Origin of the sequence: Pseudomonas serbiensis (assembly GCF_030580745.1) — a bacterium.
GTDB lineage: Bacteria > Pseudomonadota > Gammaproteobacteria > Pseudomonadales > Pseudomonadaceae > Aquipseudomonas > Aquipseudomonas serbiensis.
Map to the genome: position 1 here is coordinate 294,518 of NZ_JAUQOO010000002.1, position 23,158 is coordinate 317,675.

Below are 23,158 nucleotides of genomic sequence, written 5' to 3' on the forward strand. Positions count from 1 at the left end.
CAGTCTGCTAAAAGCCCTAAGCACCTTGCCCTGACGCGGGAGCGAGCACGGCGTATCGGTCACAATCCACGGTATGGTCCATGACCATGCCGCTCGATTGCATATAGGCGTAGCAAATGGTCGGACCAACGAAGGTGAAGCCGGCTTTCTTCAAGGCCTTGCTCATGGCTTCGGCTTCTGGCGTGATGGCCGGGACCTGGCTGCGGTCCTTGAAGTGGTTGACCTTCTGCTGCCCTCCGACAAACGACCAGAGAAACCCGACCGGGTCGTCCAGTTTCAACCAGGCCTGGGCATTGCGGCGGGCCGCGTTGAGTTTGAGGCGGTTGCGGATGATGCCCGGTTCCTGCATCAACACTTCAATCTCGGCGTCGGTCATCGCGGCGATGCGATGGACGTCAAAGCCGAACATGACTTCGCGATATCGCGCGCGTTTTTTCAAAACCGTGATCCATGACAGACCGGCCTGGAACCCTTCGAGTAAAAGTAACTCGAAGAGCTTCTGCGCATCGCGCAGCGGCACTCCCCATTCCTGATCGTGATAAGCGATGTAAATAGGGTCTTCATTGCACCAAAAGCAGCGAGTCATAGGCCTTCCAAGGGTGGACGTGCAGCCGAATCGGGTATACTCCCGCTCTTTAAATCGCAGCCCAGCACAGGTGAATTTTGTGAGCCAGCCTACGCCAGCCGTGCGTACCTTCCAAGACTTGATCCTCGCCCTCCAGCAATACTGGGCAGAACAAGGTTGCGTGGTACTTCAGCCCTACGATATGGAAGTAGGCGCCGGCACTTTCCACACCGCCACGTTTCTGCGCGCCGTAGGCCCGGAAACCTGGAACGCCGCTTACGTACAACCAAGCCGTCGCCCGACTGACGGCCGTTACGGCGAAAACCCGAACCGCCTGCAGCATTACTATCAGTTCCAGGTCATCCTGAAACCGAACCCGGACAACTTCCAGGAACTGTACCTGGGCTCGCTCAAGCACATCGGCCTCGACCCGCTGGTGCATGACGTCCGTTTCGTCGAAGACAACTGGGAATCGCCAACTCTGGGCGCCTGGGGCCTGGGCTGGGAAATCTGGCTCAACGGCATGGAAGTCTCGCAGTTCACCTACTTCCAGCAAGTCGGTGGTCTTGAGTGCTACCCGGTGACCGGCGAAATCACCTACGGCCTGGAACGTCTGGCCATGTACCAGCAGGGCGTGGACTCGGTCTACGATCTGGTCTGGGCTGACGGTCCGTTCGGCAAAGTGACTTACGGCGATGTGTTCCATCAGAACGAAGTGGAGCAATCGACCTATAACTTCGAGCACGCCAACGTTGAAAAACTGTTCGAGCTGTTCGACTTCTATGAAAGCGAAGCCGCACGCCTGATCGAGCTTGAGCTGCCATTGCCAAGCTATGAAATGGTCCTCAAGGCCTCGCACACCTTCAACCTTCTGGATGCGCGCCGGGCTATTTCCGTGACTGCGCGCCAGCAGTACATCCTGCGTGTGCGCACGCTTGCCCGCTCTGTTGCCCAGAGCTACCTGCAAGCCCGGGCCAAACTTGGCTTCCCGATGGCACCGCCCGATCTACGCGATGAAGTGTTGGCTAAGCTGGAGGCTGCACAATGAGTGCTCAAGATTTTCTGGTCGAACTGGGCACCGAAGAACTGCCACCCAAGACCCTCAGTTCCCTGGGCGATGCATTTCTGGCAGGTATAGAGAAAGGCCTGCAAACCGCTGGCCTGACCTACAGTGCCAAGCAGGTTTACGCTGCGCCGCGTCGTCTGGCTGTGTTGATCACCGGTCTGGCCACGCAACAACCGGATCGCAGCGTCAATCTGGATGGTCCACCTCGTCAGGCCGCTTTCGACGCCGAAGGCAACCCGACTCAGGCAGCACTGGGCTTCGCCAAGAAGTGCGGCGTCGATCTGAGTGAAATAGATCAGAGCGGCCCCAAGCTGCGCTACAGCCAGAGCATCATCGGCAAGCCGACAGCCACGCTGCTGCCGACCATCGTCGAAGACTCGCTGAACGACCTGCCAATCGCCAAACGCATGCGTTGGGGTGCCCGCAAGGAAGAGTTCGTGCGTCCGACCCAATGGCTGGTCATGCTGCTGGGCGAGCAAGTGATCGACTGCACGATCCTGGCTCAGAGCGCAGGCCGTCATTCTCGCGGTCACCGCTTCCATCACCCGGAAGACGTGCGTATTTCTTCGCCTGCCAGCTACCTCAGCGACCTGCGGGCAGCTCATGTACTGGCCGACTTCAACGAACGTCGCCAGATCATCAGCAAGCGCGTCGACGAGCTGGCCGCCCAACAGGAAGGCACCGCTATCGTGCCTCCAAGCCTGCTGGACGAAGTGGCAGGTCTGGTCGAGTGGCCGGTTCCGCTGGTCTGTTCGTTTGAAGAGCGTTTCCTTGAGGTTCCTCAGGAAGCCCTGATCACTACCATGCAGGACAACCAGAAGTATTTCTGCCTGCTGGACAGCGAAGGCAAGTTGCTGCCGCGCTTCATCACGGTTGCCAACATCGAGAGCAAGGACCCGGCACAGATCATCGCCGGTAACGAGAAAGTGGTTCGTCCACGTCTGACCGATGCCGAGTTCTTCTTCAAGCAGGACAAGAAGCAGAAGCTGGAAACCTTCAACGATCGCCTGAAGAATGTTGTATTCCAGGCTCAGTTGGGCAGCGTCTTCGACAAGGCCGAACGTGTTTCCAAGCTGGCGGCATTCATCGCGCCACGCATTGGCGGCGACGCTCAGCGTGCAGCACGTGCCGGTATTCTTTCCAAGTGCGACCTGGCGACCGAGATGGTCGGCGAGTTCCCGGAAATGCAAGGCATTGCCGGTTACTACTACGCCAAGGCTGATGGTGAAGCAGAAGACGTCGCACTGGCACTCAACGAGCAATACATGCCTCGCGGTGCAGGCGCAGAGCTGCCTACCACCTTGACCGGCGCTGCCGTGGCCATTGCCGACAAGCTCGACACTCTGGTCGGTATCTTCGGTATCGGCATGCTGCCAACCGGCAGTAAAGACCCGTACGCATTGCGCCGTGCAGCGCTGGGTATCCTGCGCATCCTGATCGACAAGAAGCTGGATCTGGATCTGATCGAGACCGTCAAGTTCGCGGTCAACCAGTTCGGTGCCAAGGTCAAGGCCGCTGGTCTGTCCGATCAAGTGCTGGAATTCATCTTCGACCGCCTGCGTGCGCGTTATGAAGACGAAGGCGTCGAAGTTGCGGTTTATCTGTCGGTTCGTGCCTTGCAGCCAGGTTCTGCTCTGGACTTCGATCAACGGGTCCAGGCCGTACAGGCATTCCGCAAGTTGCCACAGGCAGCGGCGCTGGCAGCGGTGAACAAGCGCGTATCGAACCTCTTGAGCAAGGCCGAGGGCAACATCGCCCAGACCGTCGAGCCCAAGTATTTCGACAACGCCAACGAGTTCTCCCTGTACTCGGCCATTCAACAGGCAGACCACGCGGTCCAGCCAATGGCAGCCGAGCGTCAGTACAGCGAATCCCTGGCACGCCTGGCAACTCTGCGCGAGCCTGTGGATGCGTTCTTCGAGGCAGTGATGGTCAACGCTGACGACGCCAACGTGCGCGCCAACCGTTATGCATTGCTGGCACGTCTGCGCGGCCTGTTCCTCGGCGTTGCCGATATCTCGCTGCTGGGTTGAGGAATAGAGAGTGAAGCTGCTGATTCTCGATCGGGACGGAGTCATCAACCATGACTCCGACGCTTACATAAAGTCGGTGGAGGAGTGGATTCCCATTCCAGGCTCGATCGAGGCCATCGCAGCATTGAGCAAGGCCGGCTGGACGGTGGCAATTGCCACCAACCAGTCCGGCATTGCCCGAGGTTATTACGATCTGGCGACTCTGGATGCCATGCATGCGCGCTTGCGCGAGCTGGTGGCAGGGCAGGGTGGCGAGGTTGGCTTGATCGTTTATTGCCCGCATGGGCCGGATCAAGGTTGTGACTGCCGCAAGCCCAAACCGGGCATGCTGCAGACCATCGCCAATCATTACGCAGCAGACCTGAAAGGTTTATGGTTCGTGGGCGACAGCAAGGGTGACCTGCAGGCCGCTTTGGCCGTCGATGCTCAACCAGTTCTGGTAATGACCGGTAAAGGCCGCAGGACAATGGACGGTACGGTGCCGGCCGGCACTTTGATTTTTGACGATCTGGCGGCAGTTGCCGCAGAACTTATCCACAATAGCGTTTCGCTGTAATCCCTCAGGTTCAACGGTACGCTGAATGAGCGGGCACCTGCCCGTACGGTAAAAGCAACTATGTCGATCATGCAGGCAATCAGGACCTTTTTCTTTTACCTGTTGCTAGGCACCAGCTCTCTGCTGTGGTGCACACTGAGTTTCTTCATTGCGCCTTTTCTGCCATTCAAGGCTCGCTACCGGTTCATCAATGTCTACTGGTGCCGCTGCGCTATCTGGCTGACCCGCGTGTTTCTGAATATTCACGTGGAAGTGACCGGCGCGCACAACGTTCCAAAGACACCTTGCGTGATCATCTCCAACCACCAGAGCACTTGGGAAACCTTCTTCCTTTCGGCCTACTTCGAGCCCCTGAGCCAGGTGCTCAAGCGTGAGTTGCTGTACGTGCCGTTCTTCGGCTGGGCCATGGCCATGCTGCGTCCTATCGCGATTGATCGCGAAAACCCCAAGGCCGCACTCAAGCAAATCGCCAAGAAGGGTGACGAATTGCTCAAGGACGGCATCTGGGTACTGATCTTCCCGGAAGGCACCCGAGTCCCGTTCGGTCAGGTTGGCAAGTTCTCCCGTGGCGGCACCGCACTGGCCGTCAATGCCGAACTGCCCGTGCTGCCTGTAGCGCATAACGCTGGCAAGTACTGGCCGAAAGAAGGCTGGGCGAAAAAGCCGGGTACTATCCAGGTCGTCATCGGTGAACCCATGTACGCCGAAGGCACCGGCCCTCGCGCCATTGCAGCGCTCAACGACCGCGTCCAGGCCTGGAACGAAGCCACGCAGAAGTCCCTTGGGTCAGACGTTGCACCTGTCTCGAGCACCGAGAAAGCTGAAGTCTGATTTTGTGGATAACCTGTGCACCATTTTTGCGAAACCTTCAAAAAAATCGGCTAAGTCATTAATTTAGCTGCTTATTTCTGAAGCTGATTAATGAGCTAAAAACGTGCATAAGTTTTGCGAGTAGATAGAAAGCCGACCTTGAGGGTCGGCTTTTTAGTGGGCGCAACGCAAGCTCTGACTCACCTCTGAATCGACAAGGACGGCAAATGAAAGAAGTGATGCTTTTAGGCTCTGGAAGCAATTCTCTGTTTTGGGGAGGAGTGCTCGGATATTTATTGATCCTTGTACTGACGCTGATAAAGCAATTGATCCAACTGCACAACTCTCCTGTCATCAAGGAGTTTGCAGAGTATGCCTACTGGATTCTTGCAGGGGGTGCAGTGGTCGCTTTATCCATAGGATATGTCAGCCCCAGTGAACAGGGAGATCGCGTCTTTTCAACCTTGTGCTTTTACACGGGTCTGCTAATTCCCTTCATATGGAGAGCAAGAAAGCCTGGCCACCAATCATTGGATGGCGCTCTTTCAAGTGAGGCGTTATCGAAAGCGGCACTTGTTCTCTGGATAGTTTCGCTGTTTTTTCCGGTAGCAATCAAACATGGTCATAAAATCACCATGGGATGGAACCTACTGACTAGCGGATGGATCGGGCCATTGCGATTTCAATTTGCCTGGTATGCAAACCCTCTCTTTCTCATCAGTTTTCTAAGGCTGCAATCCTCACAAAGCACGACAGGACCCGCTTTTCTGGCGCTAATGCTATCGCTCAATACGATCACTTTCTTTTGGGACAATGCTTTGAGTTATAGCTATGGCTGGGGCTTGCTGCTCTGGTTCATGGCGTTATTCCTCATGGTGGCTGCAGCAGGTGCTTTTGAAATCAGTAAGGGGGAAGAGCGGGAACTGGGAGAGTGGCTACGTTCACTAGGGCTTGTTGCCGCGATACTGATAGTCGGTATCGGTATTTCACTTTAACCAAAGATTCGAGTGGTGAATCGATCACTCGAACGTCTGCTTTATCTGAGTGCTCCTGATTTAAACGTCCGCCTGGGGTCTTCTGTATGCCATCCCCACAGAACGGGGTGCGGTGTGTACAAAACCGAACTGCGCATAGAGGTCTTGTGCCTGACCATCCGCAATGAGACTGACGTAGCCGCTTTCAGGAACGGTGGCTTCAATGTATTTCATAATTTCGGTCATGATGCGTTTCCCTAGACCATTGCCTTGGTGCTCCCTAAGGACGGCAATGTCCACCACTTGAAAGAAACATCCCCCGTCACCAATGACTCGTCCCATCCCAACCGGGAGTGCCCCATGAAGTATCTGCACAGCAAAGAGAGTATTGGGTAAGCCCCGTACCGATGCCTCTTCGGTCTTTGCACTGAGGCCAGAGCCAATACGAAGCGCTTGATAAGTCTGAAGAGAGGGCGTCTTCAGCAGGCATGAATAAGTGGTCAATCGAATCACCGAGGCAAATGGGTTTCTAAGGTAGGGATTCACGGATACGGCAGCAGCAACGGCTCACGCTGTGCAGAAAGTCACGGTTAATTCGTCAACTTACCAGGGCTCATCAGCCACTACGGATAAGTGAAGTTACATCGAGTTGGCGGTATTCTGCAGGAAACCGATCGCGTAATAACAACGCTAATTTTTAGAGTCTCAAGGATCGCTTGGCATGATAGAAGAGCTGTTTGAGTTCGTTTTCCGTGCCATCTTTTACCCCATCGGCTGGCCTGTGGTAAAACTCATCACGCTAGGAAAGTACCCGTCCAAAAACGCCTGGTTTTCCACACGCCCGGAATCCGACTGGACAATGGGTATCGGAATTGCCATTTCGCTAATTGCGATGATGGCGGCATTGGCACAGTTTGAGGCCGTAAGATAAAGATCGAACTGCAGGTATGCTCGATTGAGCAAGCGCACAATCAAATGTAATCCATAAAAAAACCCAGCACTCGGCTGGGTTTTTTACAGGACGATAAAAACACGCCCACTTGCAGCTACAACAACCTTAGAAATCCAGGTTGGAAACTGCCAACGCATTGCTCTCGATGAAGTCGCGACGAGGCTCGACCGCATCACCCATGAGGGTGTTGAAGATCTGGTCGGCTGCGATTGCGTCTTCGATCGTGACCTTCAGCATGCGGCGCACGCTTGGGTCCATGGTGGTTTCCCAGAGCTGATCGGGGTTCATTTCGCCCAGACCTTTATAGCGCTGGATAGTGTGGCGCTTGGTGCTTTCGGCCATCAGCCAGGCGAGGGCGTCCTTGAACTCGGTGACTGGCTTCTTGCGCTCGCCACGTTGCACATAGGCGCCTTCTTCCAGCAGAGAGCTGATTTGTGCGCCCAGGGCAGTGACGGTCTTGTAGTCGTTGCTGCCGAAGAAGTCGCGGTTGAAGGTGACGTAGTTCGACAGGCCGTGAGAGATCAGTTCAACCTCTGGCAGCCATACGTTACGTTCACGATCTTCACGCAGGCTGGCCTTGTACACCAGACCCGACTTCTCACCCGCACGCAGACGCTCATCGAACTTGGCCAGCCAGGCTTGCATGCCGGCATGGTCAGACAGTTGCTCGAGCGTGACAGGTGGCAGGTAAACGAAGTGCTCGGTCAGTTCCTGAGGATACAGACGCGAGAGGCGCTTGAGGGTCTTCATGACCATACGGAAATCGTTTACCAGGCGCTCCAGTGCTTCACCGGAGATACCAGGAGCCGATTCGTTCAGGTGCAGGCTGGCATCTTCCAGAGCCGACTGGGTCATGTACTCTTCCATGGCATCGTCGTCTTTGATGTACTGCTCTTGCTTGCCTTTCTTGACCTTGTACAACGGTGGCTGAGCGATGTAGATGTAGCCACGCTCGACCAGCTCTGGCAACTGACGGAAGAAGAAGGTCAGCAGCAGGGTACGGATGTGCGAACCGTCGACGTCAGCATCGGTCATGATGATGATGTTGTGATAACGCAGTTTGTCGATGTTGTACTCTTCGCGGCCGATGCCACAGCCCAAGGCGGTGATCAAGGTGCCCACTTCCTGGGAAGAGATCATCTTGTCGAAACGTGCTTTCTCGACGTTGAGGATCTTACCCTTCAGAGGCAGGATCGCCTGGGTTTTACGGTTACGCCCCTGCTTGGCTGAACCGCCAGCAGAGTCCCCTTCCACGAGGTACAGTTCGGAAAGGGCAGGGTCTTTTTCCTGGCAGTCGGCGAGTTTGCCCGGCAGGCCAGCAATATCCAGAGCGCCTTTGCGGCGAGTCATCTCACGGGCCTTGCGCGCAGCTTCACGAGCCCGTGCAGCATCGAGCATCTTGCCAACGACAGCCTTGGCTTCGTTCGGGTTTTCCAGCAGGAAGTCAGAGAAGTATTTACCCATCTCTTGCTCGACTGCGGTTTTGACTTCGGACGATACCAGCTTGTCCTTGGTCTGCGAGCTGAACTTGGGATCCGGCACCTTCACCGAAATAATCGCAGTCAGACCTTCACGCGCATCGTCACCGGTTGTGGCGACTTTGTGCTTCTTGGCCAGGCCTTCCTGTTCTATATAGTTGTTCAGGTTACGAGTCAGTGCCGAGCGGAAACCAACAAGGTGAGTACCGCCATCGCGCTGAGGAATGTTGTTGGTGAAGCACAACAGGTTCTCGTTGAAGCTGTCGTTCCACTGCAAGGCAACCTCGACACCCACACCATCGTCACGCTGGACGTTGAAGTGGAAGACCTGGTTGACCGCTGTCTTGTTGGTGTTCAGATACTCAACGAAAGCACGCAGACCACCTTCATACTTGAACAGCTCTTCCTTACCACTGCGCTCATCCTTGAGGAAGATACCTACGCCGGAGTTCAGGAATGAAAGCTCACGAATCCGCTTGGCCAGGATGTCCCAGCTGAAGTGGATGTTCTTGAAGGTGTCGGCGGAAGGCTTGAAGTGAATCTGCGTACCCGTGCTATCGCTCTCACCAACGATTTTCATGGGCTCCTGTGGAACACCGTGAACGTAGGTTTGCTCCCAGATTTTTCCGCTACGACGTACAGTCAGTTGCAGAACTTCCGAGAGGGCGTTAACAACAGAAACACCTACACCGTGCAGGCCGCCGGATACCTTGTAGGAGTTGTCATCAAATTTACCGCCAGCGTGGAGCACGGTCATGATGACCTCTGCCGCCGAAACGCCTTCTTCTTTATGCACGTCAACCGGAATACCGCGGCCGTTGTCGCGCACAGTAATGGATTCGTCTAGATGGATGGTGATGCTGATATCGTCGCAGTGGCCAGCCAAAGCTTCGTCGATCGAGTTATCAACCACCTCGAACACCATATGGTGTAGACCGCTGCCATCGTCTGTATCACCGATGTACATTCCGGGACGCTTGCGTACGGCATCAAGTCCTTTCAGCACTTTAATGCTGGACGAGTCGTACGTTTGGTTTTCGCTCATGCAATCACTCCCGATGGTCGTGGGTCTGGGTGATACGGCCTTGTTCCACGTGGAACAAAGCAACTGGCGTTTCCGTCTGCCAGCCTTCCCTCAAAAATTCTTGATCTACACAGGTGATAAAAACCTGGCAGCGTAATTCTTCCAGCAAGCGACAAAGTGCGCGACGGTGGTTGTCGTCCAGTTCGGAAGGCAAGTCATCCACCAGATAAATACATTGGCCACGGCGAGCCTGGCTAACCAGATGCCCTTGAGCAATGCGCAATGCACAGACCACCAACTTCTGCTGGCCACGGGACAATATATCCGCAGCATTGTGTGCGCCCAGTCTAAGACGCAAATCAGCGCGTTGCGGTCCGGCTTGTGTATGGCCCATCTGCTGATCACGGAGCAAGGATGAAGCGAGCACGGTGCTCAGCTCTTTTTCCTTATCCCAGCCTCGGTAGTAGCTCAGGGTCAGACCTTCAAGCTCAACAAGCTCGCTCAAAGTTTGTTCAAAGACGGGTTTCAAGGCCTTGATGTAGGTGCGACGAAATTCATCGATTTCATCACTGGCCAGGCACAGTTCCCGATCCCATGCCGCTTGCGAAGCGGCGTCAAGTGTACCATGCCGCAGCCATGAGTTCCGCTGCCGCAGGGCCTTCTGCAGGCGCTGCCAAGTGGACATGAAACGAGGTTCCACGTGGAACACTCCCCAGTCCAGAAACTGCCGGCGTATTTTCGGTGCGCCTTCCAGCAACCGGAAACTGTCGGGGTTGATCAGTTGAAGCGGAAGTATCTCGGCCAGTTGCGCAGCGCTACGTGCATTCTGTCCATCTATACGGATCTGAAACTCGCCTTGCCTGTCGCGGGAGATCCCGAGATTACTCTGGCCACTCTCGGCCAGTTGAACCTGACCAAAGACGGTACAAGCAGGCTGTTCATATTGAATGACTGGAAGAAGACGGCTGCTGCGAAACGAACGTGCAATGCCCAGCAAGTGAATGGCTTCCAGCACGCTGGTCTTGCCACTTCCGTTGGCACCATAAAGGATGTTGATACGCGGGGAGGGGGAGAAGGTCACTGGGTGCAGGTTGCGCACCCCAGTGACCGAGATGCGGCTAAGAGACATCTAGATAGCGCTGAACATGGGGTTACAGACGCATCGGCATGACAACGTAGGCGGAATCATCGTTATCCGATTCTTGTACCAGAGCACTGCTGTTGGAGTCCGACAGAATCAAGCGCACTTGTTCTGTTGTCATCACACCCAGCACGTCTAGCAGATAGCTCACGTTGAAACCGATTTCCAGGGAGTCACCGCTGTACTCTACGCTGATCTCTTCTTCTGCTTCTTCCTGCTCAGGGTTGTTCGCCTGAATCTTCAACTGACCACTTGCCAGTTGCAGGCGGATACCACGGTATTTTTCGTTCGACAGAATGGCGGTACGGCTGAAAGCTTCACGCAATGCCTGACGATCACCCAATACCAGCTTGTCACCACCTTTAGGCAGAACACGCTCGTAGTCCGGGAATTTGCCGTCTACCAGTTTGGAGGTAAAGGTGAACTCACCGGTCGTGGCACGAATGTGGTGCTGACCCAATACGATGCTGACGATGCCGTCCTGCTCGGTGAGCAGACGCGCCATTTCCAGAATGCCTTTACGTGGCACGATCACTTGATGACGGTCGGCTTGCTCGATCTGTGCAGACATCGAGCACATGGCCAAGCGGTGGCCGTCAGTGGCGACAGCGCGCAAGATGCCAGCGCTGACTTCAAGCAGCATGCCGTTGAGGTAGTAACGGACATCCTGTTGAGCCATGGCAAAACTGGTGCGCTCAATCAAACGACGCAGCTTGCTTTGCACCAGGTCGAAAGTCAGTGAGCCCGGGCCTTCTTCAACGGTTGGGAAATCGTTGGCAGGTAGCGTGGACAAGGTAAAACGGCTACGACCTGCCTTGACCACCACTTTGGAGTCATCGACCTTGATGTCGATCAGCACGTCGTTCGGCAGGCTCTTGCAGATATCCATCAGCTTGCGCGCAGGGACAGTGATTTCCCCTGGCTCAGCAGGCTCTTCGAGTTGGACACGACCCACCAGCTCCACTTCCAGGTCAGTACCTGTCAGGGAAAGTTGCTGGCCTTCGACGACCATGAGCACATTGGATAGCACCGGCAAGGTCTGACGGCGTTCAACCACGCCGGCGACCAATTGCAGGGGTTTCAACAGGGCTTCGCGTTGAATGGTGAAATGCATGGTCTAGTCCCTTGCCTTAATAAGCTGCACTGGCGTCATCATGTAGTCAGAGTCCGCAGCAGGTTCTTGTAGTCCTCGCGGATATCCGCGTCGGATTCCTTGAGTTCGTTGATCTTGCGACATGCATGCAGAACAGTCGTGTGGTCGCGGCCACCGAATACATCACCGATTTCCGGAAGACTGTGGTTGGTCAGTTCCTTGGAAAGCGCCATCGCCACCTGACGTGGACGTGCGACAGATCGGGAACGACGCTTGGACAACAGGTCGGAGATCTTGATCTTGTAGTACTCGGCGACAGTGCGTTGAATGTTATCCACACTCACCAGCTTGTCCTGCAACGCCAACAAATCTTTAAGCGACTCACGAATCAGTTCGATCGTGATATCACGGCCCATGAAGTGCGAGTGAGCGATGACACGCTTGAGCGCACCTTCGAGTTCACGGACGTTGGAGCGAATGCGTTGCGCAATGAAGAATGCAGCGTCATGGGGTAATTCGACCTTGGCCTGATCAGCTTTCTTCATCAGGATCGCAACGCGGGTTTCCAGCTCTGGCGGCTCGACGGCCACCGTAAGCCCCCAGCCAAACCTGGATTTCAGTCGTTCTTCCAGGCCTTCGATCTCTTTAGGGTAACGGTCACTGGTGAGAATGACCTGCTGCCCACCTTCGAGCAATGCGTTGAAGGTGTGGAAAAACTCTTCCTGAGAACGCTCCTTGCGGGCGAAGAACTGAATGTCATCGATCAGCAACGCATCGACCGAGCGGTAGAAGCGCTTGAACTCATTGATCGCGTTCAGTTGCAGCGCCTTGACCATATCGGCCACGAAGCGCTCCGAGTGCAGATAGACAACCTTCGCGTTCGGGTTCTTCTTGAGCAGATGGTTGCCCACCGCATGCATCAAGTGAGTCTTACCCAGACCGACGCCACCATAAAGGAACAGCGGGTTGTAACCATGCTTGGGGTTATCCGCAACCTGCCAGGCCGCAGCACGGGCCAACTGGTTGGACTTACCTTCGACAAAGTTTTCAAAAGTGAACGTGCGGTTCAGGTAACTGGTGTGCTTGAGCGCACCTTCGACCTGGACAGTACGCTGCTCGGCACGCGCTGGAGCCTGCTGCGAACTGGCACCCGCCATCGGATCGAAACTGTCACGCGAAGGTTCGTCGTGAGTCTCGGGGCTCTGGACCGGAGCTGGAGCAGCAGGCACCACAGGCGCAGCAACAGGTGTTGAAACGCTGCTGACGTTGTTGGCCGACAGCGCCTGCGAAGCAGCAGCGGCCAACGGTGCATTGGGTGCCGCACGCGGTGCCGAGCTGCGCTTGCTTCCTATTAATAAGGAAAGAGCAGGCGCCATTCCCTGGCCGTGCTCGCCCAACAGCTCAAGCAGACGACTCAGGTACTTTTCGTTTACCCAATCGAGAACGAAACGGTTTGGTGCATACACACGCAACTCGTCGCCTTCGGCTTCGACCTGTAGCGGACGGATCCAAGTGTTGAATTGCTGGGCAGGCAGCTCATCGCGCAAAAGCTCCACGCACTGCTGCCAAAGTTCCACTGACACGGATATCCCCTAAGTCGAAAGCCGGTGAGGCAAAAACATCCGCCATTGTAACGATCAGACGCCGACTTATCCACATGTAGGTTGCTCACAAACAAGGAGAAAGCTGGCTTTTATTACTTGAAAAGTCGACAGACGGTAGGTGGATAAGCTCTGTGGATAAACCGGCTTCAGCTCATTGCATAAGTCGGGTCGAAACTCTGTGGATAACGCACCTGTGGATAACATGCCATTCCATACACAGCTTTTCCGAGGTCACAGCACAGGGAGAGCACGGTTTCTCGACAGCCTTATGATCTTCTGTACACATTGATTTTAAAGGGCTTCGATTGGTTATCCACAGACAAGTGCGTCCCTAGTCTTTATAAGCTCTACAAAGAAGCTTTAAATATTCCCTCTTTTTATTTCTATAACTGATTTCTCTCAGGTCACCCCGGATGCGGATGAGGAATGCGTAATGACTCGTAAGGAAGTAAATAAAGGAAAAGCTGGTTGGAAATTGACCTGCACGCCTGCTTTCTCTAGAATCCCCGGTCTCTTAAAACGGGGGCCATTCCGGCCCGTAGTGGACGAACCAGGTAACACGCCATGAAACGTACTTTCCAACCCAGCACTATCAAGCGCGCCCGCACCCACGGTTTCCGTGCCCGTATGGCCACCAAGAACGGCCGTGCAGTCCTGTCGCGTCGTCGCGCCAAAGGCCGTAAGCGTCTGGCAGTTTGATAAATCGGCACTGGTGGTGAGTCGAGACTTCAGTCGGGAAAAGCGTTTGCTGACTCCCCGGCATTTCAAGGCAGTCTTTGACTCCCCTACCGGCAAGGTTCCGGGTAAAAATCTCCTGCTCCTTGCACGCAACAACGACCTTGATCATCCTCGTCTGGGGCTGGTGATAGGTAAAAAGAGCGTAAAGCTCTCCGTTGAGCGAAACCGCTTGAAACGCCTCATGCGCGAATCATTCCGCCAGCACCAGGATAATCTGGTCGGTTGGGATATCGTGATCGTCGCGCGTAAAGGTTTGGGTGATGTAGAAAACCCTGAACTGATTCAGCATTTCGGCAAGCTCTGGAAACGTCTGGCGCGTAGCCGACCCACTCCAGAAGCAAAAACCGAAACTGCAGGGGTAGACAGTCCAGATGCGTAAACTGGCACTCGTTCCGATCCAGTTTTACCGCTACGCCATTAGCCCGCTGATGGCCAGTCACTGTCGTTTCTACCCCAGTTGTTCCTGCTATGCGTATGAAGCCATCGATAATCATGGCCTTTTACGCGGCGGCTGGCTGACACTTCGTCGTTTGGGCCGCTGTCATCCGTGGAATCCCGGTGGTTATGACCCGGTTCCACCTATCCCCACCTCCCGTTCTTCTTCGATGGCCGAGTAATCATGGATATTAAACGCACGATCCTGATCGTCGCCCTGGCAATCGTGACCTACGTCGGGGTTCTGAAATGGAACCAAGACTACGGCCAGGCTGCCATGCCGACCCAGAATGTTGCAGCCAGCACAACCGCACCGGCTATACCGGATACGGCTGCTGGTACTAATGGTTCTGCAAATGCCGATGTTCCAAGCCCGACCGCGAATAATGTCGCAGCGCCTCTGGAAACTCCGGTAGCGCCCAGCAAAGACCTGATTCAGGTCAAGACTGACGTGCTCGATCTGGCGATCGATCCGGTAGGTGGTGACGTAGTCCAACTTCGTTTGCCGCTGTATCCACGTCGCCAGGACCGCCCGGATGTTCCTTTCCAGCTGTTCGACAACGGCAGTGAACGTACCTTTCTGGCACAAAGCGGCCTGACCGGTACCAACGGACCTGATGCCCGTGCTACCGGCCGTCCGGTTTATTCGTCTGCACAAAAGACTTATCAACTGAACGATGGCCAGAATGATCTGGTCGTCGAGCTGAAATTCGCTGATAACGGCGTCAATTACATCAAGCGCTTCACATTCAAGCGCGGTTTGTACGATGTAGTGGTCACCTACGTTGTGGATAACCAGAGCGCTCAGCCTTGGGCGGGCAATCTGTTTGCACAATTGAAGCGCGATGCCAGCTCCGATCCGTCTTCGACCACTGCCACTGGCACTGCAACCTACCTGGGTGCTGCCTTGTGGACAGCTGCAGAGCCGTACAAAAAAGTGTCGATGAAAGATATCGACAAGGCTCCGCTGAAAGAAACAGTACAAGGTGGCTGGGTTGCATGGCTTCAGCATTACTTCGTGACGGCCTGGATTCCAAGCCACAGCGACAGCAATGCTGTTCAGACTCGTAAAGACAACCAAGGCAACTACATCATCGGTTTCACTGGCCCGACACTGGCTGTTGCAGCCGGTGCCAAAGGCGAAACCAGCGCGACGCTGTATGCCGGCCCGAAAAGCCAGGCAGTACTCAAAGAGTTATCCCCAGGGCTGGAACTGACTGTCGACTACGGCATTCTGTGGTTCATTGCCCAACCAATTTTCTGGTTGCTGCAACATATCCACGCCATTGTGGGTAACTGGGGCTGGTCGATCATCTTCCTGACCATGCTGATCAAAGGCTTGTTCTTCCCTCTCTCTGCTGCCAGCTACAAATCCATGGCGCGCATGCGTGCCGTAGGTCCAAAGCTGACCGCCCTGAAAGAGCAATTTGGTGACGATCGTCAGAAGATGTCCCAGGCAATGATGGAGCTGTACAAGAAAGAAAAGATCAACCCGCTGGGTGGATGCTTGCCGATTCTTGTCCAGATGCCGGTTTTCCTCTCGCTGTACTGGGTACTCCTGGAAAGCGTGGAAATGCGTCAGGCTCCGTGGATCCTGTGGATAACCGACCTGTCGATCAAAGACCCGTTCTTTATCCTGCCGATCATCATGGGCGCAACCATGTTCATCCAGCAGCGTCTGAACCCGACTCCGCCGGATCCGATGCAGGCCAAGGTCATGAAAATGATGCCAATCATCTTCACGTTCTTCTTCCTGTGGTTCCCTGCCGGTCTGGTTCTGTACTGGGTTGTGAACAACACCCTGTCGATCGCACAGCAGGCCTACATCACTCGCAAGATCGAAGCCGCTACCAACAAGGCTGCTGCTTGATCTAACCTGTGAACAAGTTTTACAAGACGCCCCCTCGTGGGGCGTTTTGCTATCTGTCAGTTGTCCAGGAGCCGGACCATGAACGTCCCTCGTGAAACCATCGCAGCCATCGCAACCGCCCAAGGTCGCGGGGGTGTTGGCATCGTGCGTATATCCGGGCCTTTGGCGAGCAAGGCTGCTCAAGCGATCATTGGCCGCACGCCAAAACCACGATTTGCTCACTACGGGCCTTTCGAGGATGAAACTGGCCAGGTCATCGATGAAGGGATTGCGCTGTATTTTCCTGGCCCAAACTCCTTTACCGGCGAGGACGTCCTGGAGCTGCAAGGCCACGGCGGCCCTATCGTTCTGGATATGCTGCTGCAACGTTGCCTGCAACTTGGCAGCCGTCTGGCAAGGCCAGGTGAATTCAGCGAACGGGCGTTCCTCAACGATAAGCTCGATCTCGCTCAAGCAGAGGCCATCGCGGATCTGATCGAAGCCAGTTCTGCACAGGCTGCGCGCAACGCATTACGCTCCTTGCAGGGTGTTTTTTCGCAGCGTGTGGATAACTTGACCGAGAAGTTGATCAGCCTGCGGATCTATGTCGAAGCGGCCATCGACTTTCCTGAGGAAGAAATCGACTTTCTTGCTGATGGCCATGTACTGAGCATGCTTGATGAGGTGCGTAACGAGTTATCCACAGTGCTGCGCGAAGCAGGGCAGGGTGCGCTGCTGCGGGACGGCATGACTGTAGTGATTGCTGGTCGTCCCAATGCCGGCAAATCCAGCCTTCTCAATGCCCTGGCAGGTCGAGAGGCTGCGATTGTCACCGAGATAGCCGGCACGACCCGTGATGTGCTGCGCGAACATATCCACATAGACGGCATGCCACTGCATGTTGTGGATACCGCAGGCCTGCGCGATACCGACGATCAGGTGGAAATCATCGGCGTACAACGTGCCCTCAAGGCCATTGGCGAGGCAGATCGCATCTTGCTGGTGGTAGACGCTACGGCGCCTGAAGCAACCGATCCTTTCGCACTATGGCCAGAGTTCCTGGAACAACGCCCTGATGCATCCAAAGTTACGCTAATCCGTAACAAGGCCGATCTCAGTGGTGACCTCATCGCTCTGGAAACCAGCGCTGATGGCCATGTCACGATCAGTCTCAGTGCCAAGGCCGGAGGTGAAGGTCTGGAACTGCTGCGCGAGCACCTCAAAGCCTGCATGGGATACGAGCAGACCTCGGAAAGCAGCTTCAGCGCACGTCGACGCCATCTCGAAGCCCTGCGTCATGCCAGTGACTTTCTGGAGCATGGCCGCGCACAACTGACATTGGCCGGCGCAGGCGAGCTATTGGCGGAAGACCTGCGCCAGGCTCAGCAGGCGTTGGGTGAAATTACCGGGGCTTTCAGCTCCGACGACCTGCTCGGCAGGATCTTCTCAAGCTTCTGCATCGGCAAGTAATCTCGGCAATACAGCCCGACGCAATGTCGGGCTTGCCTTTCTGAACTCCCTTTCTAGTCCCCCAGCAAGCCTCTCTTATTCACAGAGAAAGGCTTTGCCGTGCCTGCTCATTGCCACTGGTCGCACCAAAACACAATTCTGTGGGCTTACGGGCCTGTGAATTGTCCATTCAAAGTGCTTTTCAGCAGAATTAAGCCCTGTGAATAACTGCTTCTGAGCTCAGTTGATAACTGGGGTCGAAAGCTGAAGATAAACCCATCTGTGGACAAGTGGTCATTTAATCCACAGGCTCAAGACGGTTATCCCAAGGCCTCAATGGCACATGAACACAGACTTTTGAAACGCTGTACATATTGATTTATATGGCCTGTAGAACCTTATCCACAGAAAGGATGCTCAGTAAGAATAAACATAAAAACAAGGTTTTATAAGATTTCTTTCCTTTTTAATTTCTTTATTCGCCAGTTTTCCACAGCTGGTTAAATTTTGTGCAACGGGTTTCTTTCAGGTGGGTGTATTCCCTATACTTGTCAGCTATCCCAATTTCCCATCGACAACAGGCACGAGGTGCGTGGTGGATTTCCCTTCCCGTTTTGAAGTGATCGTCATCGGTGGCGGTCATGCCGGTACCGAGGCCGCACTTGCGTCGGCACGCATGGGTGTCAAAACCCTATTGCTGACGCACAACGTGGAAACGCTCGGTCAGATGAGCTGTAACCCGGCCATTGGCGGCATTGGCAAAAGTCATCTGGTCAAGGAAATCGATGCCCTTGGTGGTGCGATGGCAACGGCCACCGATAAAGGCGGTATCCAGTTCCGTGTATTGAACAGCCGCAAGGGGCCAGCAGTACGAGCGACTCGTGCTCAGGCAGACCGTGTCCTGTACAAGGCCGCCATTCGCGAAATCCTGGAAAACCAGCCGAACCTGTGGATATTTCAACAGGCCTGCGATGACCTGATCGTCGAACAGGATCAGGTTCGTGGTGTTGTTACCCAAATGGGTCTGCGTTTCATGGCCGATTCCGTGGTCTTGACCACTGGTACGTTCCTGGGCGGACTTATCCACATCGGTATGCAGAACTATTCCGGTGGCCGTGCAGGAGATCCGCCGTCGATTGCCCTGGCAAAACGGTTACGTGAGTTGCCGCTGCGCGTTGGCCGCCTGAAAACCGGGACGCCACCGCGTATCGATGGCCGTTCGGTCGATTTTTCGGTAATGACAGAACAACCCGGCGATACACCTATACCGGTCATGTCGTTCCTGGGTTCCAAGGAGCAGCATCCAGAGCAAGTCAGTTGCTGGATCACGCATACCAATGCCCGGACCCACGAAATCATTGCCTCCAACCTTGATCGTTCACCCATGTATTCCGGTGTGATCGAAGGTATCGGCCCGCGCTACTGCCCTTCGATCGAAGACAAGATCCATCGCTTTGCCGACAAGGAAAGCCATCAGGTCTTCATCGAGCCTGAAGGCTTGACCACTCACGAGCTGTATCCGAACGGAATTTCCACTTCGCTGCCATTCGATGTGCAGTTGCAGATCGTTCGCTCGATTCGCGGCATGGAGAATGCGCACATCGTCCGTCCTGGTTACGCCATCGAATATGACTACTTCGATCCTCGGGACCTGAAATACAGCCTGGAAACCAAAGTCATCGGCGGCCTGTTTTTCGCTGGCCAGATCAACGGCACCACTGGCTACGAAGAAGCCGGTGCGCAAGGTCTGCTGGCCGGGACCAACGCTGCGCTTCGCGCCCAGGGCAAGGAAAGCTGGTGCCCGCGTCGTGATGAAGCGTACATCGGCGTACTGGTTGACGACCTGATTACACTCGGCACACAAGAGCCTTACCGGATGTTCACATCCCGTGCCGAATATCGTCTGATCCTGCGTGAAGACAACGCCGACCTGCGTCTGACCGAAAAAGGTCGTGAGCTGGGGCTGATCGACGACGCCCGCTGGGCGGCGTTCTGCACCAAGCGTGAAAATATCGCGCTGGAAGAACAGCGTCTGAAAAGTACCTGGGTTCGACCTGGTACAGAGCAGGGCGATGCGATTGCCGCACACTTCGGCACGCCGCTGACTCACGAATACAATCTGCTCAACCTGCTGACTCGCCCGGAAGTCGATTATGCAAGCCTGATTTCCCTTACCGGCGAGGGTTGCAGCGACCCTCAAGTCACCGAGCAGGTCGAGATCAAGACCAAATACGCCGGTTACATCGAACGTCAGCAGGACGAAATTGCCCGTCTGCGGGCCAGTGAAGATACAAAACTGCCGGAAGACATCGATTACACGACGATTTCCGGGTTGTCGAAAGAGATTCAAGGCAAGCTGGGGATAACTCGTCCCGAGACCCTGGGACAGGCATCGCGGATTCCTGGCGTTACGCCGGCGGCGATTTCCCTGTTGATGATTCATTTGAAAAAACGCGGCGCGGGCCGTCAGTTGGAGCAAAGCGCTTGAGTTCTATGGTTACCCCGCAGCATGCTCAGGAATTATCCACAGGTGCCCGGGAACTGGGCGTGAATCTGAGCGAAAAGCAGCATGGCCAGTTACTGGCTTACCTTGAGCTGTTGATAAAGTGGAACAAAGCCTACAACCTGACGGCTGTGCGCAATCCGGACGAGATGGTTTCGCGTCATTTGCTCGACAGCCTGAGTGTCGTTCCTTTCATCGAAGGCCCACGCTGGCTGGACGTTGGTAGTGGTGGCGGGATGCCCGGTATTCCGTTGGCTATCATGTTCCCGGAGATGAAAGTTTCGCTTCTGGACAGCAATGGCAAGAAAACCCGGTTCCAGACTCAGGTCAAACTTGAGCTGAAACTCGACAACCTCGAAGTTATCCACAGCCGTGCAGAGGCTTATCAGCCAGATGCTCCGTTCACGGGGATTGTTTCCCGGGCGTTCAGCAGTCTGGAAGACTTTACTGGGTGGACGCGCCACATGGGCGACACCGATACACGTTGGCTGGCGATGAAAGGGCTGCATCCGACTGATGAACTGGTAGCATTGCCGCCAGATTTTCATCTCGATAGCGCACAAGCCTTGACCGTTCCAGGTTGCCAAGGCCAACGCCATCTGCTGATACTGCGCCGCACGGCATGACTGGGAACACAAGCAAGAATGGCTAAGGTATTCGCGATAGCGAACCAGAAAGGTGGTGTGGGTAAAACCACCACTTGTATCAACCTCGCAGCGTCACTGGTTGCAACCAAGCGCCGCGTGCTGTTGATCGATCTCGACCCTCAGGGCAACGCGACCATGGGTAGCGGTGTGGATAAACACACCCTGGAAAACTCGGTATACGACTTGCTGATCGGTGAATGCGATCTGGCCGAGGCGATACAGTTTTCCGAACATGGCGGTTATCAACTGCTGCCGGCCAACCGTGACCTTACGGCTGCCGAAGTGGTGTTGCTGGAAATGCAGATGAAGGAAAGCCGCTTGCGCAATGCGCTGGCGCCTATCCGGGAAAACTACGATTACATCCTCATTGACTGCCCACCGTCGCTGTCGATGCTGACCCTCAATGCCCTGGTGGCATCCGATGGGGTCATTATCCCCATGCAGTGCGAATATTTTGCGCTCGAAGGTCTCAGCGACCTTGTGGATAACATCAAGCGCATCGCAGAACTGCTCAACCCTCAACTGAAAATCGAAGGGTTGCTGCGCACGATGTATGACCCGCGCCTGAGCCTGATCAACGATGTTTCCGCGCAGCTCAAGGAACACTTTGGCGAACAGCTCTACGACACCGTGATCCCGCGCAACATCAGGCTCGCCGAAGCGCCGAGCTTTGGCATGCCGGTGCTGGCCTATGACAAGGCTTCCCGCGGTGCGCTGGCTTACCTGGCCCTGGCGGGTGAACTGGTACGTCGTCAACGTCGCAGCTCGAAAGCCGCGCAGCCAACCTAAGGAATTCCCATGGCCGTCAAGAAACGAGGTCTCGGACGTGGGTTGGACGCACTTCTGAGCAGTCCAACCGTCAGTTCTCTGGAAGAACAGGCCGTCAAGATCGATCAGCGCGAGCTGCAGCATGTGCCTCTGGATCTGATCCAGCGTGGCAAGTACCAGCCGCGTCGCGATATGGATCCCCAGGCGCTTGAAGAGCTTGCCCTGTCGATCAAGTCCCAGGGCGTCATGCAGCCGATCGTGATTCGTCCCATTGGTGACAATCGCTACGAAATCATTGCAGGTGAGCGTCGCTGGCGTGCCAGCCAGCAGGCAGGCGTAGAGACGATTCCGGCAATGGTCCGCGAAGTCTCGGATGAAAACGCCATCGCCATGGCGTTGATCGAGAACATCCAGCGCGAAGACCTCAACCCCATCGAAGAAGCGATGGCCATGCAGCGGTTGCAGCAAGAGTTTCAACTGACCCAGCAGCAGGTCGCCGATGCAGTCGGCAAGTCACGAGTCAGTGTGGCCAACCTGCTGCGTCTGATTGCATTGCCTGAGGTCATCAAGACCATGCTGTCGCATGGTGATCTGGAAATGGGCCATGCCCGTGCATTGCTCGGTTTACCTGAAGAAAGGCAGATCGAGGGTGCGCGACATGTTGTCGCACGTGGCCTGACTGTGCGTCAGACCGAAGCACTTGTCAGGCAGTGGCTCAGTGGCAAACCGGCTCCAGTGGAGGCGGTAAAAACAGATCCGGACATCAGTCGGCTGGAACAGCGCCTTGCCGAGCGGCTGGGCTCTGCGGTCCAGATCCGTCACGGACAGAAGGGAAAAGGGCAGTTAGTCATCCGTTATAACTCGCTGGATGAGTTGCAAGGTGTGCTTGCCCACATTCGCTGAAACAATTGCTCTGTAGCGTGTAGTCGGAAATCACTACCTTACGGTTGAATAGGGGCTTAACCGCCCCTATACTCTGCGCGCATTTTGTCGGCACAAATTATGCCAAGTTATTGCTTATGGCGACCGACATTCAAGGAGCAGTTGCGATGGAATCACGCATGCCAGACCGCTTGCCGTTCCATCGACTAGCGGTTTTTCCGGTATTGCTGGCTCAATTGATTGTCCTGCTGCTGGCCGCTTTTGCGCTTTGGCAGTTGAAAGGAGTCGTAGCGGGATATTCTGGGCTGTGCGGTGGCCTGATAGCCTGGCTGCCCAATTTGTACTTTGCTCACAAGGCTTTCCGGTTTTCCGGGGCTAGAGCAGCGCAAGCCATCGTCCGGTCATTTTATGCCGGCGAGGCAGGCAAACTGATTTTTACGGCAGTGCTTTTTGCACTGACGTTCGCAGGTGTGAAGCCATTGGCGCCGCTAGCTGTATTCGGCGTGTTCATGTTGATCCAGGTGGTCAACTGGTTCGCTCCCCTGCTAATGAGAACAAGACTTTCGAGACCTTAGGGCGTTTGAGGCAAAA

The 23,158-nt window shown here is 55.1% G+C and carries 22 protein-coding genes; 16 read left to right on the plus strand and 6 right to left on the minus strand.

What is annotated here, in order from left to right; translation table 11 throughout:
• Nucleotides 1-16: 16 nt before the first annotated feature.
• A complete protein-coding gene (locus Q6A51_RS04330) occupies nt 17-586 on the minus strand; it encodes a DNA-3-methyladenine glycosylase I (protein WP_201019667.1) in 570 nt (189 codons plus the stop codon).
• 79 nt (nt 587-665) lie between these two features.
• On the opposite strand from Q6A51_RS04330, the gene glyQ reads away from it, so the two are divergent.
• The 5 genes from glyQ (at nt 666) to Q6A51_RS04355 (ending at nt 6,025) form a co-directional block, all read left to right on the plus strand.
• The gene (gene glyQ, locus Q6A51_RS04335; RefSeq protein WP_122315186.1) at nt 666-1,613 is read left to right on the plus strand and encodes a glycine--tRNA ligase subunit alpha; all 948 of its coding nucleotides are present in this window, start codon (nt 666-668) and stop codon (nt 1,611-1,613) included.
• A complete protein-coding gene (gene glyS / locus Q6A51_RS04340) occupies nt 1,610-3,664 on the plus strand; it encodes a glycine--tRNA ligase subunit beta (protein WP_201019666.1) in 2,055 nt (684 codons plus the stop codon). Before glyQ ends, glyS begins: the two co-directional genes overlap by 4 nt.
• Nucleotides 3,665-3,674: 10 nt before the next feature.
• On the plus strand, nt 3,675-4,220 hold the full coding sequence (gene gmhB, locus Q6A51_RS04345) for a D-glycero-beta-D-manno-heptose 1,7-bisphosphate 7-phosphatase (RefSeq protein WP_201019665.1): 546 nt from the start codon (nt 3,675-3,677) through the stop codon (nt 4,218-4,220).
• A gap of 60 nt (nt 4,221-4,280) precedes the next feature.
• Nucleotides 4,281-5,051 carry a lysophospholipid acyltransferase family protein gene (locus Q6A51_RS04350; protein WP_304574203.1) on the plus strand — a complete coding sequence of 257 codons (771 nt, stop codon included), beginning with the start codon at nt 4,281-4,283 and terminating at the stop codon, nt 5,049-5,051.
• 206 nt (nt 5,052-5,257) lie between these two features.
• Nucleotides 5,258-6,025: a hypothetical protein gene (locus Q6A51_RS04355; protein WP_201000829.1), complete on the plus strand. Its 768-nt coding sequence runs from the start codon at nt 5,258-5,260 to the stop codon at nt 6,023-6,025.
• Between the two features lie 60 nt (nt 6,026-6,085).
• Here Q6A51_RS04355 and Q6A51_RS27335 read toward each other — a convergent pair whose 3' ends face one another.
• Nucleotides 6,086-6,550 (minus strand): GNAT family N-acetyltransferase, encoded by a 465-nt coding sequence (locus tag Q6A51_RS27335; protein ID WP_322791242.1) that lies wholly within the window; start codon nt 6,548-6,550, stop codon nt 6,086-6,088.
• Nucleotides 6,551-6,725: 175 nt separating this feature from the next.
• Here Q6A51_RS27335 and Q6A51_RS04365 point away from each other — a divergent pair, with 175 nt between their 5' ends.
• Nucleotides 6,726-6,935, plus strand: coding sequence for a hypothetical protein (locus Q6A51_RS04365; RefSeq protein ID WP_201000827.1), 210 nt, complete (start codon nt 6,726-6,728; stop codon nt 6,933-6,935).
• 126 nt (nt 6,936-7,061) lie between these two features.
• Here Q6A51_RS04365 and gyrB read toward each other — a convergent pair whose 3' ends face one another.
• From gyrB to dnaA, 4 genes are read right to left on the minus strand one after another with little or no spacing between them, the layout of a single operon-like run.
• Nucleotides 7,062-9,479, minus strand: coding sequence for a DNA topoisomerase (ATP-hydrolyzing) subunit B (gene gyrB / locus Q6A51_RS04370; RefSeq protein ID WP_201019662.1), 2,418 nt, complete (start codon nt 9,477-9,479; stop codon nt 7,062-7,064).
• Nucleotides 9,480-9,483: 4 nt separating this feature from the next.
• Nucleotides 9,484-10,587 (minus strand): DNA replication/repair protein RecF, encoded by a 1,104-nt coding sequence (recF, locus tag Q6A51_RS04375; protein ID WP_201019661.1) that lies wholly within the window; start codon nt 10,585-10,587, stop codon nt 9,484-9,486.
• Between the two features lie 22 nt (nt 10,588-10,609).
• The gene (dnaN, locus tag Q6A51_RS04380) at nt 10,610-11,713 is read right to left on the minus strand and encodes a DNA polymerase III subunit beta (protein WP_201000820.1); all 1,104 of its coding nucleotides are present in this window, start codon (nt 11,711-11,713) and stop codon (nt 10,610-10,612) included.
• Between the two features lie 38 nt (nt 11,714-11,751).
• On the minus strand, nt 11,752-13,275 hold the full coding sequence (gene dnaA / locus Q6A51_RS04385; RefSeq protein WP_304574204.1) for a chromosomal replication initiator protein DnaA: 1,524 nt from the start codon (nt 13,273-13,275) through the stop codon (nt 11,752-11,754).
• Nucleotides 13,276-13,860: 585 nt separating this feature from the next.
• Between dnaA and rpmH the strand changes: the two genes are divergently transcribed.
• From rpmH to Q6A51_RS04435, 10 genes are all read left to right on the plus strand, one after another.
• Nucleotides 13,861-13,995: a 50S ribosomal protein L34 gene (gene rpmH / locus Q6A51_RS04390; RefSeq protein ID WP_002551315.1), complete on the plus strand. Its 135-nt coding sequence runs from the start codon at nt 13,861-13,863 to the stop codon at nt 13,993-13,995.
• A gap of 16 nt (nt 13,996-14,011) precedes the next feature.
• Complete coding sequence (gene rnpA, locus Q6A51_RS04395; RefSeq protein WP_201019775.1) at nt 14,012-14,413, plus strand: ribonuclease P protein component; 402 nt, start codon at nt 14,012-14,014, stop codon at nt 14,411-14,413.
• The gene (gene yidD, locus Q6A51_RS04400) at nt 14,406-14,651 is read left to right on the plus strand and encodes a membrane protein insertion efficiency factor YidD (protein ID WP_201019769.1); all 246 of its coding nucleotides are present in this window, start codon (nt 14,406-14,408) and stop codon (nt 14,649-14,651) included. The genes rnpA and yidD overlap by 8 nt, the downstream gene beginning before the upstream one ends.
• Nucleotides 14,652-14,653: 2 nt before the next feature.
• Nucleotides 14,654-16,339 carry a membrane protein insertase YidC gene (yidC, locus tag Q6A51_RS04405; protein WP_201019768.1) on the plus strand — a complete coding sequence of 562 codons (1,686 nt, stop codon included), beginning with the start codon at nt 14,654-14,656 and terminating at the stop codon, nt 16,337-16,339.
• A gap of 78 nt (nt 16,340-16,417) precedes the next feature.
• The gene (gene mnmE, locus Q6A51_RS04410) at nt 16,418-17,788 is read left to right on the plus strand and encodes a tRNA uridine-5-carboxymethylaminomethyl(34) synthesis GTPase MnmE (RefSeq protein WP_304574205.1); all 1,371 of its coding nucleotides are present in this window, start codon (nt 16,418-16,420) and stop codon (nt 17,786-17,788) included.
• 574 nt (nt 17,789-18,362) lie between these two features.
• Nucleotides 18,363-20,255 (plus strand): tRNA uridine-5-carboxymethylaminomethyl(34) synthesis enzyme MnmG, encoded by a 1,893-nt coding sequence (gene mnmG, locus Q6A51_RS04415; RefSeq protein ID WP_201001375.1) that lies wholly within the window; start codon nt 18,363-18,365, stop codon nt 20,253-20,255.
• Entirely contained in the window at nt 20,252-20,896 is a 645-nt protein-coding gene (gene rsmG / locus Q6A51_RS04420; RefSeq protein ID WP_304574206.1) for a 16S rRNA (guanine(527)-N(7))-methyltransferase RsmG, read from the plus strand. The genes mnmG and rsmG overlap by 4 nt, the downstream gene beginning before the upstream one ends.
• 18 nt (nt 20,897-20,914) lie before the next feature.
• Nucleotides 20,915-21,706, plus strand: a complete 792-nt coding sequence (locus tag Q6A51_RS04425) for a ParA family protein (protein ID WP_201001373.1) — start codon at nt 20,915-20,917, stop codon at nt 21,704-21,706.
• Nucleotides 21,707-21,715: 9 nt separating this feature from the next.
• Nucleotides 21,716-22,588: a ParB/RepB/Spo0J family partition protein gene (locus tag Q6A51_RS04430; protein WP_304574207.1), complete on the plus strand. Its 873-nt coding sequence runs from the start codon at nt 21,716-21,718 to the stop codon at nt 22,586-22,588.
• A gap of 146 nt (nt 22,589-22,734) precedes the next feature.
• Nucleotides 22,735-23,142 carry a F0F1 ATP synthase subunit I gene (locus Q6A51_RS04435; protein ID WP_201019765.1) on the plus strand — a complete coding sequence of 136 codons (408 nt, stop codon included), beginning with the start codon at nt 22,735-22,737 and terminating at the stop codon, nt 23,140-23,142.
• Nucleotides 23,143-23,158: the final 16 nt, after the last annotated feature.